The sequence below is a fragment of the Pseudomonas sp. MWU16-30316 genome, assembly GCF_020515645.1.
Classification (GTDB): Bacteria; Pseudomonadota; Gammaproteobacteria; order Pseudomonadales; family Pseudomonadaceae; genus Aquipseudomonas; species Aquipseudomonas cerasi.
This window is the reverse complement of the sequence record NZ_JAIZAZ010000003.1, coordinates 352,663-366,616: the sequence shown is the minus strand read 5'-3', so window position 1 is coordinate 366,616 and position 13,954 is coordinate 352,663. Positions and strand designations below refer to the sequence as shown.

The 13,954-nt window shown below is 63.1% G+C and carries 12 protein-coding genes; 7 read left to right on the top strand and 5 right to left on the bottom strand.

Annotation, left to right across the window (positions count from 1 at the left end; all coding sequences use genetic code 11):
• Positions 1–47 precede the first annotated feature (47 nt).
• From LCH65_RS12760 to LCH65_RS12730, 7 genes are all read left to right on the top strand, one after another.
• Positions 48–965 (top strand): ABC transporter permease, encoded by a 918-nt coding sequence (locus tag LCH65_RS12760; RefSeq protein WP_002553855.1) that lies wholly within the window; start codon positions 48–50, stop codon positions 963–965.
• Between the two features lie 8 nt (positions 966–973).
• Positions 974–1,882 carry an ABC transporter permease gene (locus tag LCH65_RS12755; RefSeq protein WP_003367201.1) on the top strand — a complete coding sequence of 303 codons (909 nt, stop codon included), beginning with the start codon at positions 974–976 and terminating at the stop codon, positions 1,880–1,882.
• Between the two features lie 16 nt (positions 1,883–1,898).
• Positions 1,899–2,900 carry an ABC transporter ATP-binding protein gene (locus LCH65_RS12750; RefSeq protein ID WP_004418028.1) on the top strand — a complete coding sequence of 334 codons (1,002 nt, stop codon included), beginning with the start codon at positions 1,899–1,901 and terminating at the stop codon, positions 2,898–2,900.
• Positions 2,897–3,919: an oligopeptide/dipeptide ABC transporter ATP-binding protein gene (locus LCH65_RS12745; RefSeq protein WP_003432910.1), complete on the top strand. Its 1,023-nt coding sequence runs from the start codon at positions 2,897–2,899 to the stop codon at positions 3,917–3,919. The genes LCH65_RS12750 and LCH65_RS12745 overlap by 4 nt, the downstream gene beginning before the upstream one ends.
• Positions 3,916–5,343 (top strand): M20 family metallopeptidase, encoded by a 1,428-nt coding sequence (locus LCH65_RS12740; protein ID WP_003367195.1) that lies wholly within the window; start codon positions 3,916–3,918, stop codon positions 5,341–5,343. Before LCH65_RS12745 ends, LCH65_RS12740 begins: the two co-directional genes overlap by 4 nt.
• A complete protein-coding gene (locus LCH65_RS12735) occupies positions 5,340–6,491 on the top strand; it encodes a M20 family metallopeptidase (RefSeq protein WP_226439519.1) in 1,152 nt (383 codons plus the stop codon). Before LCH65_RS12740 ends, LCH65_RS12735 begins: the two co-directional genes overlap by 4 nt.
• Before the next feature lie 122 nt (positions 6,492–6,613).
• On the top strand, positions 6,614–8,137 hold the full coding sequence (locus LCH65_RS12730; protein WP_054081824.1) for an amidase: 1,524 nt from the start codon (positions 6,614–6,616) through the stop codon (positions 8,135–8,137).
• A 62-nt stretch (positions 8,138–8,199) separates the two neighbouring features.
• On the opposite strand, the gene LCH65_RS12725 is transcribed toward LCH65_RS12730, so the two are convergent.
• The 5 genes from LCH65_RS12725 to phnL all read right to left on the bottom strand — a co-directional run bounded on the left by LCH65_RS12725 (position 8,200) and on the right by phnL (position 13,950).
• Positions 8,200–10,581 carry a glucose/quinate/shikimate family membrane-bound PQQ-dependent dehydrogenase gene (locus LCH65_RS12725; protein ID WP_060707657.1) on the bottom strand — a complete coding sequence of 794 codons (2,382 nt, stop codon included), beginning with the start codon at positions 10,579–10,581 and terminating at the stop codon, positions 8,200–8,202.
• Positions 10,582–10,788: 207 nt separating this feature from the next.
• Positions 10,789–11,538 (bottom strand): phosphonate metabolism protein PhnP, encoded by a 750-nt coding sequence (gene phnP, locus LCH65_RS12720; RefSeq protein WP_226439518.1) that lies wholly within the window; start codon positions 11,536–11,538, stop codon positions 10,789–10,791.
• Positions 11,529–12,095, bottom strand: a complete 567-nt coding sequence (gene phnN, locus LCH65_RS12715) for a phosphonate metabolism protein/1,5-bisphosphokinase (PRPP-forming) PhnN (RefSeq protein ID WP_024663751.1) — start codon at positions 12,093–12,095, stop codon at positions 11,529–11,531. The genes phnP and phnN overlap by 10 nt, the downstream gene beginning before the upstream one ends.
• Positions 12,095–13,240 carry an alpha-D-ribose 1-methylphosphonate 5-triphosphate diphosphatase gene (locus LCH65_RS12710; RefSeq protein WP_003432916.1) on the bottom strand — a complete coding sequence of 382 codons (1,146 nt, stop codon included), beginning with the start codon at positions 13,238–13,240 and terminating at the stop codon, positions 12,095–12,097. The genes phnN and LCH65_RS12710 overlap by 1 nt, the downstream gene beginning before the upstream one ends.
• Positions 13,234–13,950, bottom strand: a complete 717-nt coding sequence (gene phnL, locus LCH65_RS12705; protein WP_003367180.1) for a phosphonate C-P lyase system protein PhnL — start codon at positions 13,948–13,950, stop codon at positions 13,234–13,236. The genes LCH65_RS12710 and phnL overlap by 7 nt, the downstream gene beginning before the upstream one ends.
• Between the last annotated feature and the right edge of the window lie 4 nt (positions 13,951–13,954).

Here is a 13,954-nt window from a genome sequence, read left to right as displayed (position 1 = left end):
AGTTGGGTCAGCCACCCCGTCACTCCCTGAACACAAGGTCACTTGCCATGTTCGGATTTCTCTTGCGCCGCCTGGGCATTGCCCTGTGCGTAGCGATTACCGTGTCGGTGATCAGCTTTTCCCTGCTGCACCTGTCCGGCGATCTGGCCACTGCCATCGGCGGGCCGGAAGCCACCAGCGAGCAGATCGAACAGATCCGGGTGCAGTACGGCCTCAACAAGCCGTTGGTTACGCAGTATTTCGAATGGCTGGCCGACGTGGTGCGTCTTGATCTGGGCGACTCGTTCTTCTTCCAGGAGTCGGTTTACAACCTGATCGCCTCGCGCCTGTCGATCACCCTCGGGCTGGGCGCAATGGCCCTGAGTATTGCGCTGCTGATCGCCATCCCGCTGGGTGTGCTGGCCGCCGTGAAACGCGACACGTGGATCGATCGCCTGGCACTGAGCATCGCGGTACTGGGTCAGGCCATGCCCAGTTTCTGGTTCGCGCTGATGTTGATCGTGGTGTTTTCGGTCACCCTGAAATGGCTGCCGGTGTCGGGCAATTCGACCTGGGCGCACTTCGTGATGCCGGCCATCGCCCTCGGTTACTACGCCACGCCCGCGATTATGCGCCTGACCCGTGCGGGCATGCTCGACGTGCTCAACTCCGATTACATCCGCACCGCGCGGGCCAAGGGCCTGCGCCCCGCCACCGTCCTGTTCAAGCATGCGCTGCGCAACGCGCTGATTCCGGTGGTGGCCCTCGCCGCGGTGGAGTTTGGTTTCATGCTCGGCGGCTCGGTGGTCATCGAGACGGTTTTCTCGCTACAGGGCATTGGCCAGCTGGCCTGGGACGCGATTGCCCGTGACGACTTTCCGGTGGTGCAGGCGGTCGTGCTGTTGATCGCGGTGATCTACATCGTCCTCACCCTGCTGGCCGACGTGCTCAACGCACTGCTCGACCCGCGCATCCGCGTGAAATAGGAGGCCCCATGAGCACAACCACCTCATCGCCGCTGCTGATCAACGATTACCAGCCTCCGGCGCGCAGCGTCTGGCGCACATTACGCAGCAGCTTCGCGCATCGCGGCTTCGCCATCGGCGCGGTATTGCTGCTGATTATCCTGCTCGGCGCCCTGTTCGCGCCCTGGCTCGCCCCCTACGACCCTTATGCGCAGGACGTGATGCTGCGCATGAAACCGCCTGTCTGGATGGCCAACGGCACCTGGGACTACGTGCTGGGCACCGACAAACTGGGCCGCGATTACCTGTCGCGACTGCTCTACGGCGCACGCATCTCACTGTTCATCGGCTTCTCGGCGGCGCTGATTTCCGGCGTTATCGGCACCATCATGGGCCTGCTGGCCGGCTACTTCGGCGGCAAGACCGACGCGGTGATCAGCTATCTGATCACCACCCGCCTGGCGATGCCGGTGGTGATGATCGCGCTGGCCTCCGCGTCGCTGATCGGTGGTTCGCTGAAAGTGGTGATCGTGCTGCTTGGCTGCCTGCTCTGGGACCGCTTTGCCGTGGTGGTGCGCGCTGCCGTGCAGCAGATTCGCGACGCTGAATACGTCGCCTCGGCCCAGGCCCTGGGCTGCTCGACGCTGCGCATTCTGGCCAGCGAAATCCTGCCCAATCTGGTCGGCGCGCTGATCGTTGTCGCTACCCTGGAAATGGCTCACGCGATCCTCCTCGAGTCGGCACTGTCGTTTCTCGGGGTCGGCGTGCAGCCGCCCATTCCTTCATGGGGGCTGATGATCGCCGAGGGCAAACCGTACATGTTCTTTTCCCCTTGGGTCATCGCCATTCCCGGCGTCGCCCTGATGGTGCTGGTGCTGGGCATCAATCTGGTCGGTGACGGCCTGCGCGACCTGATCCTGCCCGACGGGCGCAACTGACAGAGGAGATACGCACATGGCGCTGTTGCATGTTGAAAACCTGCGTGTCGAGATTCCTCTCGGCCAAGACACGCTCCACGCAGTGCGCGGCCTGGACTTTCAGGTCGAGCGCGGCGAAATGCTGTGCATCGTCGGCGAGTCCGGCTGCGGCAAATCCCTGACTTCGCTGGCACTCATGGACCTGCTGCCGCGCAAGGCCCGGCGTACCGCAACGACACTGAGCCTGGACGGCATCGACATGCTGACCCAGAGCGAGCGGCAGATGTGCGACCTGCGCGGCAACCGCCTGGCGATGATCTTTCAGGAGCCGATGACCTCGCTGAACCCGGCCTACAGCATCGGCGATCAGCTCAGCGAAGTGCTTACCCGACACCGCAAGGTGTCCCGCAAGGAGGCCCTGCAGCGCGCCGCGCAGATGCTTGAGAAAGTCGGGATCAGCAATGCGGGCGAGCGCCTGCGTCAGTACCCGCATCAACTGTCGGGCGGCCTGCGCCAGCGGGTAATCATCGCCATGGCCCTGATGTGCGAACCGGACGTGATCATCGCCGACGAACCGACCACTGCGCTGGACGTGACCATTCAGGCACAGATCCTGCGCCTGATCCGCGACATTCAGAAGGAGCTGGGTCTGGCCGTGATCTTCATCACCCACGACCTGGGGCTGGTGGCACGTATCGCCGACCGGGTTGCGGTGATGTACGCCGGGCAGATCGTCGAAACCGCCCCGGCCATCGAGTTGTTCGAGAACCCGCAACACCCCTATACCCGCGGCTTGCTGGCGAGCATACCGATCCCCGGACGCACTCAACCGGGTCAGCCGCTGGGGTCGATTCCGGGGCTGGTGCCCAGCCTGGTCGGCGAACAACACGGCTGCGCATTTCGCAATCGCTGCCCGCAAGCGATCCCCGCCTGTGCCGACGACGTCCCGCCGATCAATAGCCACAACCATATGACTCGCTGCCTGTTTGCCGCAGCGGGTGCCGAACCTGTGTTTCACCGTGAGGGCGTACCGTCATGAATACCGCCGTGAAACAGGTCCCGGCTGCCAGCGTCAAGAAAGACATCGCGCTGGAGCTGTGCGATATACGCCGCGAATTCAGCATCAGCCGTGGCTTTTTCAAACCCAATGCCACGCTCAAAGCCGTCGATGGCGTGTCGCTGCGTCTGATGCGTGGCGAAACACTCGGGCTGGTCGGCGAATCGGGCTGCGGTAAAAGTACCCTGGCGAAGATGCTGCTGGGGCTGCTTGCGCCCAGCAGTGGCGACGTACTGGTCAACGGCAAGCACCTCGCCGGTACCGACCGCAAGGAGATGGCGCGGCGCATTCAGCCGATCTTTCAGGACCCCTACTCGTCACTCAACCCGCGCAAGACCCTGCGCGAGATCGTCACGCTGCCGCTGATCGTGCATGGCATCGGCACCCCGGCCGAACGTCGCCAGCGCGCCGAAGCGATGATGGACGTGGTCGGCTTGCCCAAGCGCGTGATCGACAGTTACCCGAGCCAGCTTTCCGGTGGCCAGCGCCAGCGCGTGGCGATTGCCCGGGCGCTGGTGATGCGCCCGGATGTATTGATCTGCGACGAGCCGACTTCGGCGCTGGACGTTTCAGTGCAGGCACAGATTCTCAATCTGTTGCAGGACCTCAAACAGGAATTCGGCCTGACTTACCTGCTGATCAGCCATAACCTGGCCGTCATCGAACATCTGGCCGACCGCGTGGCGGTCATGTACCTGGGGCGGATCGTCGAAGAGCGCAGCCGCGAATCATTGTTCGCCCGGCCTGGCCATCCCTACACCCAGGCGTTGCTGGACTCGGTGCTGACCCCGGACCCGCACTTGGGCATTCCCGATCTGGGTTTGCACGGGGCCTTTCCCAATCCCATGTCGCCGCCGTCCGGCTGCGCCTTTCATCCGCGCTGCCCGGCCTGCATGCCCCAGTGCAAGGAAAAAGCCCCGGCCATTGGCCGCATCGAAGGCGGAACCGTTCGCTGCCACCTGCACGACACCTCAAAACCTCTGGAGCAGATGCCCTCATGAGTAGCCGTTCGCACGCCATCGAAAACGTCACTGAACAGTTCGACAACGGCGCGTTTTTCGCCCTGCTCGGCAAAAGCGTTGCCTACCCGACCCAGAGCCAAGAGGCCGAAAGCCTGCCCGAGCTGTATCGTTATCTTCATGAGTTCATCACCCCGCATGTCGAGCGTCTGGGTTTCAGCGTTACCGTGCATGACAACCCGGTCGCCGGACGCGGCCCGCTGATGATCGCCACGCGCATCGAAGCCCCTGAACTGCCAACGCTGCTCAGTTACGGCCACGGTGACGTGGTTCGCGGCTATGACGCGCAATGGCAGACAGGCCTGTCGCCGTGGCAGGTGATCGAACGTGGCGAGCGCTGGTACGGACGTGGCACCGCCGACAACAAGGGCCAGCACCTGATCAACCTGACGGCACTGGAGCAGACCCTCAAGGCGCGCGACGGCAAGCTGGGTTTCAACGTCAAACTGCTTCTGGAAATGGGCGAGGAAGATGGCTCCCCCGGCCTGAGCGCGTTCTGCCAGGCGCACGCAGAAGAACTCGCCGCCGACATCTTCATCGCCTCCGATGGCCCGCGCCTCGCAGCGGCACGCCCTACCCTGTTTCTCGGCTCGCGCGGGGTGTTCAACTTCGAGCTGACGGTGAACCTGCGCGAAGGCGCGCACCATTCCGGCAATTGGGGCGGTCTGCTGGCCAACCCGGGGATCATTCTGGCCAATGCCATCGCGAGCATGGTCGATGAGCATGGCCGGGTGAAAGTCGCGGGGCTCATGCCCAAGGCCATCCCCGACGCGGTGAAGGCCGCATTGGCGGATATCGAGGTCGGCGGCGGCCCTGGCGATCCGGACATCGACGCCGACTGGGGCAACCCGGCGCTGTCGCTCAGCGAAAAGGTCTTCGGCTGGAACACCCTCGACGTGCTCGCCTTCAAGACCGGCAACCCGGACGCCCCGGTACACGCCATTCCCGGCAAGGCTCACGCGTTGTGTCACATTCGCTTTGTGGTCGACAGTGATTACAACGCGTTCATCCCCGCGGTGCGCGCGCACCTGGATGCCCATGGCTTTGATCGTGTCGAGGTCAGACAGACGCGCATGGACGTGATGCACGCCACGCGCCTGTCACCGGACAGCCCGTGGGTCGGCTGGGCGCTGGATTCGCTGGCCACCACCACGGGCAAGAAACCCGCGCTGCTGCCCAATCTGGGCGGTTCGCTGCCCAATGACGTATTCGCTGAAGTGCTGGGCCTGCCGACGGTCTGGGTGCCACACTCATACCCGGCGTGCTCGCAGCATGCACCTGACGAGCACTTGCTGGCTCCGGTGGTCAAGGAGAGCCTGCAAATCATGGCCGGACTGTTCTGGGACCTGGGCACGGACGGCGCACGACTGACCCGGGAGCAGCGGGCACAGGAGCTGAGTGAATGAATGAGGCACAACTGCACGCCACCGCGTGGCTGGCCGAGCAATATGAGGCGATGGAAGCGCTGCTGCAGCGCCTGGTCGATACCGATTCCAACAGTTACGACAAGGCCGGAGTGGATGCGGTCGGCGAACTGCTCGCCGCGCAATTGCAGGCCGACGGGATCAGCGTCGAACGTATCCCGGTTGAGGGTTTCGGCGATGTGCTGCTGGCTGAATTGCCCGGTGGCCCCGGCAAACCAGTGTTGTTGCTGGGTCATCGCGACACGGTATTTCCCAAGGGCACAACCACAACACGCGGCTACACAAAAGACAGTGAGTTGGCCTACGGCCCTGGCGTGGCAGATATGAAAGGCGGACTAGTGCTCAACTGCTTTGCGCTGAAGGCCTTGAAGCGCGCAGGCCCGCTGCCGTTCCCGGTGCAGATTCTGTATACCGGCGACGAGGAAATCGGCTCCGCCAGCGCTCGCACTCACATCGAACACTACGCCCGCCAGGCGCGCGCGGTGCTTAACCCCGAACCGGGACGCGCCAGTGGCAATGTGGTCAGCGCGCGCAAAGGCGGTGCCACGCTGATTATCGAAGTCAGCGGCCGCGCGGCGCATTCGGGAGTCAATCATGCCGACGGCGCCAGTGCCATTCAGGCGCTGGCGCACAAGGTAATCAAGTTGCATGCGTTGACTGATTATGCAGCGGGCATCACCACCAATGTCGGGCTGATCTCTGGCGGTACCTCCAGCAACACGGTAGCGCCCAGCGCCACGGCGAAGCTCGATGTGCGTTTTGTCGAGCTTCGGCAATGGGAGGAAATACTTGCAGCCGTGCAAGCGATCGTCGCCGAAGAGGAACTGCCCGGCACGTCAGCCAGACTGCTGGAAGCCACGACCTTCCTGCCGATGGAAGCCCGGCACAGCACTGAACTGCTGGGTATTTATCAAGGTCTTGCGCAGGAACTGGGGTTCAACGTGGAGGGCGAATTCACCGGGGGCTGCGCCGACTCGGGTTTTACCGCCAGCCTGGGGATCCCGACCCTGTGCGGCCTCGGCCCGGTGGGCGGCAAGGTTCACACCGACCGCGAGTACCTGGAACTGAACACCCTGGTGCCCAGAGGCCAGGCGCTGGTCGGGACGATACTGGCGTTGGGGGATGTTTGAAGAGACTGCCCACGTGCGCCCAATCTGGAAAAAGAGGCGCGACGCAAATGTGTGATGCAGAGCGTCACGAAATGCATTCCCACGCGGAGCGTGCGGAACGATGACATTCGGGAGAACACTCCATGCAAAATTCGTCCGAGCTGCTCGGTAAATCCGCCACCGAACTGCGTGCGCTGATCGGCAATAAACAGCTCTCTCCGGTGGAATTGCTGGACGCCTGTATCGAGCGGATTGAAAGTCTGAACCCGAAGCTCAATGCCTTCGCCGCGACCTGTTTCGAGCGCGCCCGCGACGAGGCACTGCTGGCCGAACATGCCGTCCTGCAGGGCAAGCCACTGGGGCTGCTGCATGGCCTGCCAATCGGCATCAAGGACCTGGAAGAAACCGCCGGGGTACTCACCACCTACGGCTCGCAACTGTTTCGCGACAACATTCCCGCGCAGGACAACCTGTTCGTCGCACGCCTGCGTGCTGCCGGGGCAATCGTGGTCGGCAAGACCAATGTTCCGGAACTGGGCGCAGGTGCCAATACCCGCAATGTGGTGTGGGGCGCGACCGGTAACCCGTTCAATCCTGAACTGAACGCCGGCGGCTCCTCGGGTGGATCCGCCGCCGCACTGGCCGTCGACATGGTGCCGTTGTGCAGCGGCTCGGACACCGGCGGTTCGCTGCGCATTCCCGCCGCGCTGTGCGGTATCGTCGGCCTGCGTCCCTCACCAGGGCTGGTACCGAGCGAACGCAAGAAGCTTGGCTGGACACCGATTTCAGTGGTAGGCCCGATGGGTCGCAACGTTGCCGATACCCTGCTGCAACTGCGCGCCAGCGCCGGGTTGGGGCAGTCCGATCCGTTGAGTTATGCCATCGCCGCCGACGAGTTCGCACCGCGCCCGATCGACCTCAGCCAGCTGCGCGTTGGCTACAGCGAAGACTTCGGCACGTGTGCTGTGGATGACAAAATCCGTGCCGTCTTTCGGGAAAAGATCAGCGCCCTGAAATCTCTGTTCAAGTCCTGCGAAGCCATCGACCTGAACCTGACCAGCGCCCATCGCACCTTCGACGTACTGCGCGCCGAAGCGTTCGTCGCCGGGCTGCAGGACGCTCACGACCGCGATCCTGATGCACTGGGGCCCAACACCCGCGCCAATTTCGACATGGGTGCCGCGATGTCACTGCAGGACTGCGTCAAGGCGCATGGCGAGCAAAGCCGGATCTTTCGCGGCTTCCAGAAACAATTCGAGCACTACGACCTGATCCTCGCGCCCACCACGCCAGTCTCGCCCTTCCCCTGGAGCGAGCTGTACCTGCGCGAAGTCAACGGCGTGCCTCTGGACAATTACTATCGCTGGCTGGCGCTGTGCTACACCATCACCCTGACCACCAACCCCGCGCTGTCCCTGCCCTGCGGCACCGACCACAACGGCATGCCGTTCGGGCTGCAGGTGATCGGCGGGTTCCGCGGCGACGCAAAACTGCTCGCCTGCGCCGAAGCGCTTGAACAGGCGACGGCGAATGACCCACGCTTGTCTCGCCCACGCCCGGACCTACAGAAACTGCTGGCCTCGGCGGTCGACCTGACGCACATCGTCACGCATCCGCCGGTTTACGGCGGATCGAGAACGGGCAAGCCGGAGATTGGTGCGATGTGAAAGCGGCGCAGCAAGATAAACAAGGCTGAGGGGCAGCATCTGCCCCTCAGAGGTGACATGCGTTACTTGGGTAACGCGTAGGCAATCACGTAATCGCCACGATCCGGCGATTGGCGGGCGCCGCCTGCGGTGAGCAGTATGTACTGCCTGCCGGTCTTGGGCGACACGTAGGTCATCGGGCCTGACTGGCTGCCGACTGGCAGACGGGCCTTCCAGATTTCATTGCCGTTGCCGCTGTCGAAGGCACGCAGGTAGAAGTCCTGAGTACCGGCGAAGAACAGCAAGCCCGACTGGGTGGACAACGAAGCGCCCAGCGTCGGCATGCCGATCGGAATCGGCAGGCCCATGCGGATGCCCATCGGGCCTGTGTCTTTCACGGTGCCGACCGGAACCTGCCACATCAATTTTTTGGTTTTCAGGTCAATTGCCGACATGGTGCCGAACGGCGGTGCCTGGCAGGGGATGCCGACGGCAGACAGGAAACGCTGACGCATGGCCCCGAAAGGAGTGCCGGTCTGTGGCACGACGCCCATTTCGATACCGCTGGCACCGGCGGCGATCTTGTCGCGCGGGATCATGTAGTTGGCCAGGCCCAGGCGCATGTCATTGACGAACATGTAGCTGTTGGTCGGGTCAACCGAGACACTCCCCCAGTTCATGCCGCCCAGCGAACCGGGGAACTGCAACGCCGGGTCGAGCCCCGGTGGCGTGTAGACACCCTCGTGACGCATGCCTTTGAAGGCGATCCGGCACATCAACTGGTCGAATGCCGTGGCGCCCCACATGTCCGACTCTTTCAAGGTCTGGTTGCCGATCGACGGCATGTCCACCGAGAAAGGCTGGGTAGGCGAATAGCGTTCGCCCGGCACGTTACCTTGCGGCACAGCGCGTTCCTCGACCCGCGAGATCGGCACGCCGGTTTCGCGGTTGAGCAGGAAGATCTCGCCCTGCTTGGTGACTTGTGCCAGTGCCGGCTGGGTACCGCCCTTGCCGTCCGGGATGTCATACAGCAACGGCTGCGCCGGAATGTCGAAGTCCCACAGATCGTGGTGAGTCATCTGGAAGCTCCAGCGCACCTGACCGGTCTTGACGTCCACCGCCACGACTGACGAGGACCACTTGTCATCCTGCTCGGTACGCGTCCCGCCGAAGAAGTCGGGTGTTGCGTTACCGGTCGGCAGGTAGATCAGGCCAAGCTTGTCATCGTAGGACATGGCCGACCAGACGTTAGGCGTGCCACGGGTATAGGTTTCGCCTGCGGGCGGACGTTTGGTGGTATTCGGATTACCCGGATCCCACGCCCAGACCAACTCACCCGTGTGCACGTCGTAGGCGCGTACTACGCCCGGTGGCTCACCGGTAGAGAAGTTGTCGGCAACACGACCACCGACAACCACTACATTGCCCGCCACCAATGGCGTCGAGGTTTGCTGGTAGTAGCCCTCCTTGACTTCGCCCATGTCGGTTTTCAGATCAACCACGCCTTGACTGCCGAAGTCCTTGCAGGTCTCGCCCGTCTTGGCGTCGAGTGCGATCAGACGCGCGTCGCCAGTCGGCAGGAACACGCGCGCGACGCATGCGCCTGAGACTGATGGTGCTGGCGCATTGGCTGTCGCTGCTTCGGCTACAGGTGCCGCGAAGTAGCCCAAGCCTCGGCAACGTTGCCAGTTGGGCGCACTGCCCTGAGGATCGAACTTCCAGCGCTGTGTGCCGGTATCTGCATCGAGTGCGAAGACCTTGCCGTAAGCGGTACAGGTGTAAACCGTGTCGCCGATTTGCAGCGGGGTGTTCTGGTCCTCTGCGCCGGCCCCGGTACTTTGCGGGATGTCGCCGGTATGAAAGGTCCAGGCAACCTGCAGCTTGTCGACGTTGCTTTTGTTGATCTGATCCAAAGCGGCAAAGCGATTGCCTGCCGGGGTATTGCCCCAGTGCGCCCAGTTCTTCTGCTCGGAGCCCGGAGCCACCGGAATCACATCAGGCATGCTGGCGGCGCTGACCACATGGCTCGGGACGAACATATAACCGATGGTCGCTACAACACCAATGGCCAACAGACCGGCCAGGCCATAGGCACCGCGGCCTGCCTGAGCACCCGAGGCGCGAACCAGTGTCGGATAGATCAGTGCCACCACCAGGCCGATAACGGCGAAGGTCAATACTCGGGAAACCAGCGGCCAGTAATGCAGGCCTGCATCCCAGACAGCCCAGATGGCGGTCAGTATCAGGGCAATGCCATACAGTAACGCACCTTTGGGCTTGCGGGCGGCGATCAGTGCACCACTGACCAGCATCGCCAGGCCCATCAGCAGGAAGAACCAACTGCCGCCAAGCGCTACCAGATAGCCACCGCCACCTGCCAGCCCGAGTCCGATCAAGGCGATCAACCCACCCAGTCCAGGCAGCAGAAACCTGCCGGCTGCCCCTGTATTTTGCGCATTTGTCATTTTTCAAACCTGTCGGATTTTCACAGGCGCGCAGAATGTACTAAACGGTTCATTAAGACAAATTGTCGCAGCCTGCCAGGCATGGATAAAGTCATGGCCGAGCGACATCAGGCAGACTCAGGTTACTGACAGGACCGGGCAAAGCCGCGGGGCGTCTGGCGCGATGGATTGCGGGCGATCAGCGAACAGAATTTTCGCGCCAGCGTCTTACAGGATCATCCTGTCCTGACCGACGAACACTTGATCAGGCAGTTGCCCCGCTCGCCCCATCAACCACGCATCCAGCGTATGGCCGACATGCGTCAGCACCGCTCTGCCCGGTCGCAGACACTCGATGGTTTGCAGCGCCAACGTCAAGTCGTTGTGATTACGTGGCGGCTGAGGCTGTGGAGGCATCGAGCAGTCGAGCACCAGCAGGTCCAGCGGTCCACGTTGCAGGTACTCGCGGGTGTCGTCGGGCAGGCCGACGGTGTCGGTCAGGTAGGCAAAACATTGCCCGTCGCCTTCGAACAGGTAACCGAACGTAGGTTTTGAGTGCGCCAGTGGCAGCGCTGTGACCTGCAACGCACCCAGTGCACGGCGTTCGAAGGCCGTGAATGGCTGGCTGAAATCCAGAATACCGGGGTGTTTGTAGAGGTCGGCCAAGCCTTCCGGATCCGCCGGGCCGTGGACCGGAATCACCAGCCCCTGGCCCCAGCGCAGGTGCAACAGCCCCTGCGCATGGTCGGCGTGATAGTGCGTCTGCAGAATCCCGCTCAGGCTGCGCGGTGGAAAACGCTCGGTGAGGTCGGTCAGGCCGCTGTCGATCAACCAGCGTTGGTCGGCGCACTCGATCAGCGCGCTGCACGGCAAGCGGCGCAGATCATGGTCGGCCCGCGCGGCAGCACACGCCACGCACTGACAACCGTAGACCGGCACCTGTCGGGCGTCACCGGTGCCCAACAGGGTCAGGCGCATGCGTGACGCTTGTCGAGCAAGCCAAGCAGCGTGGCAACGGTGTGTTGCAGATCAGCGGAATTATCCAGCGGGAAAACCTGCGGATTGCTCGCCAGCAAATCTCCGGCAAAGCGCGAGTTGCGCGCAAGGCGCTCCTCGATTTCCGCGAGGCTTTCCCGGTTGCGCGCCAGCAGGCGCTTGCGTAACACCTCCTGATTGACGGTCAGCAACACCGCCAGCAGCGTGGGATAGCGCGCCTGCGCCTTTTGCAGATGCGCCCTGGAGCCGTTGATAAGGACGTCATGGCCTTCCAGCAGCCACTGATCGATCTCGACGGGAATGCCGTAGTGAAGACCATTGGCCTGCCAGCTCAAGGCGAACGCGCCTCGCTCGCGCATCTGCTCGAACTGCTCGACGGTCACCGCCTGGGCTGCCTCGCCCACCGCTTCGGCGGAACGGGTGATCACCCGCCGAACGACCCGGCAATCACGTTGCGCCAAGGTATCCCGGGCCGCGTCCAGCAGGCTGTCCTTGCCTGATCCGGACGGCCCGATGAGATAGATCAACCTGCCAACCATCAAAACACCCTCTTGCCTTGTCGCCAGACCCTGTCGATAACCGGCAGGCCGGCATGATCACGCGCCTGGATCAGATCAGCGCGCAGCCCCACACGTATTTCACCACGATCCGCCAACCCGGCAGCCACGGCCGGCGTACGGCTGACCATGTTGATCGCCTGCGGCAGGTCACATGCGTTGTCCTGAGCGGCGAGCATGAATGCAGACTGCAACAGGCTGGCCGGGTAGTAATCGCTGGACAGAATATCCAGCAACCCGTCACGGGCCAGCGATGCTGCCGCCACGTTACCGGAGTGCGAGCCGCCGCGCACGATGTTCGGTGCGCCCATCAACACGCTCATGCCCAGTTGCCGACAGCCACGGGCCGCTTCGAGCGTGGTCGGGAACTCGGCGATGTTCATGCCGAAACCTGCCGACTCCTCGACATGCGCCATGGTTGCATCGTCGTGACTGGCAATCGACAGGCCGCGCGCCAGGCACAGTTCGACAATCGCACGCCGGTAACGGTCGGCGTACTCGTTGGAGTTGGCCACCTGTTCAACGATGAAACGGTCCATTTCCTCATTGTTCATGTGGTACTTGCCCATGTAGTACTCACGGTACTTGGACTCCAGGGCAAACTGACGCTGGCCGGGCGCGTGGTCCATCACCGAGACCAGTTGCACCAGTGGCTGGTCCACCAGATCGCGAAACACGCTCAAGGTGTCCGGGTGACTGACCTCGCAGCGCAGGTGCAACACGTGCTCGGCGCGAGTCAGGCCTGCCGCATTGGCGTCGGCAATCGCCTGTAGCATGGCGGGCAATTGCTGCATGCGCTTGCCTTTGGGGTTGATGTCGCCGATCGACAGCGCGTCGAACACCGTGGTGATGCCCGCCGCGACGATTTGCGCATCATGGCTGATCACCGCCGACATCGACGGCCAGTCGACACCCGGACGCGGCGACAGGTGCTTTTCCAGGTTGTCGGTGTGCAATTCCACCAGCCCCGGCAGCAGGTAATCGCCCTGCATGTCCTGGGCCTGACTCAACTGACTGCATCCACTCTCGACCTCGGCAATCAGGCCGTCACGGACCACCACAGTGCCGGTGAATACCTGCTCGGCCGTCACCACGCGGGCGTTACTGAAAACCTGTTCATTCAGCATTGCAGCAACTCCTTGGCGGTAAGGTCCACCGGGGTCATGTCGAGTTGACGATTGGCGACAGCGTCACGGGCGTCGCGGTCATGGAAGATACCGATCAGGGCGGCACCGGCCTGTTTGGCCTCGTCGACCAGTTCCAGCACCACCCGGCGATTGGCGTCGTCCAATGACGCAGTCGGTTCGTCGAGGAGCAGCACCGGCCACGGCACCATGAACGCGCGCGCAATGTTGATGCGCTGCTGTTCGCCACCGGAAAACGTGCTGGGCGCCAACGGCCACAGGCGCTGCGGAATATTCAGCCGCCCCAGCAGCAGTTGCGCGCGCTCCTGCGCCTGCTCACGGGACCAGCCGCGCGCCAGAGCCGGTTCCATGACCACGTCCAGGCTGGACACACGCGGAATCACGCGCAGGAACTGGCTAACGTAGCCGAGCGTTTTGCGCCGCACCTCAAGCACCTGGCGCGGGGTTGCGCCGACCAGCTCGGTCCACTCGCCTTCATGCTGCACGCGAATGCTGCCGGCGGCAGGCAGGTAGTTGCCATACAGGGTGCGCAGCAGCGTGCTCTTGCCCGCGCCGGATTGCCCGCTGAGCACCAGGCATTCGCCGGCGCGCACCGAGAAATTCAGGCCGCGCAGCACATTGAGGACCACGCCGTTGTGCTGATGCAGGGTGAAGGTTTTCGACAGGTCACGGACCTCGATCAAGGTTGTCATCGGG

What these genes read in the sequence shown, in the direction of transcription:
- LCH65_RS12760 (WP_002553855.1), top strand. Translation starts at nt 48, where the DNA reads ATGTTCGGATTTCTCTTGCGCCGCCTGGGCATTGCCCTGTGCGTAGCG.
- LCH65_RS12755 (WP_003367201.1), top strand. Translation starts at nt 974, where the DNA reads ATGAGCACAACCACCTCATCGCCGCTGCTGATCAACGATTACCAGCCT.
- LCH65_RS12750 (WP_004418028.1), top strand. Translation starts at nt 1,899, where the DNA reads ATGGCGCTGTTGCATGTTGAAAACCTGCGTGTCGAGATTCCTCTCGGC.
- LCH65_RS12745 (WP_003432910.1), top strand. Translation starts at nt 2,897, where the DNA reads ATGAATACCGCCGTGAAACAGGTCCCGGCTGCCAGCGTCAAGAAAGAC.
- LCH65_RS12740 (WP_003367195.1), top strand. Translation starts at nt 3,916, where the DNA reads ATGAGTAGCCGTTCGCACGCCATCGAAAACGTCACTGAACAGTTCGAC.
- LCH65_RS12735 (WP_226439519.1), top strand. Translation starts at nt 5,340, where the DNA reads ATGAATGAGGCACAACTGCACGCCACCGCGTGGCTGGCCGAGCAATAT.
- LCH65_RS12730 (WP_054081824.1), top strand. Translation starts at nt 6,614, where the DNA reads ATGCAAAATTCGTCCGAGCTGCTCGGTAAATCCGCCACCGAACTGCGT.
- LCH65_RS12725 (WP_060707657.1), bottom strand. Translation starts at nt 10,581, where the DNA reads ATGACAAATGCGCAAAATACAGGGGCAGCCGGCAGGTTTCTGCTGCCT.
- phnP (WP_226439518.1), bottom strand. Translation starts at nt 11,538, where the DNA reads ATGCGCCTGACCCTGTTGGGCACCGGTGACGCCCGACAGGTGCCGGTC.
- phnN (WP_024663751.1), bottom strand. Translation starts at nt 12,095, where the DNA reads ATGGTTGGCAGGTTGATCTATCTCATCGGGCCGTCCGGATCAGGCAAG.
- LCH65_RS12710 (WP_003432916.1), bottom strand. Translation starts at nt 13,240, where the DNA reads ATGCTGAATGAACAGGTTTTCAGTAACGCCCGCGTGGTGACGGCCGAG.
- phnL (WP_003367180.1), bottom strand. Translation starts at nt 13,950, where the DNA reads ATGACAACCTTGATCGAGGTCCGTGACCTGTCGAAAACCTTCACCCTG.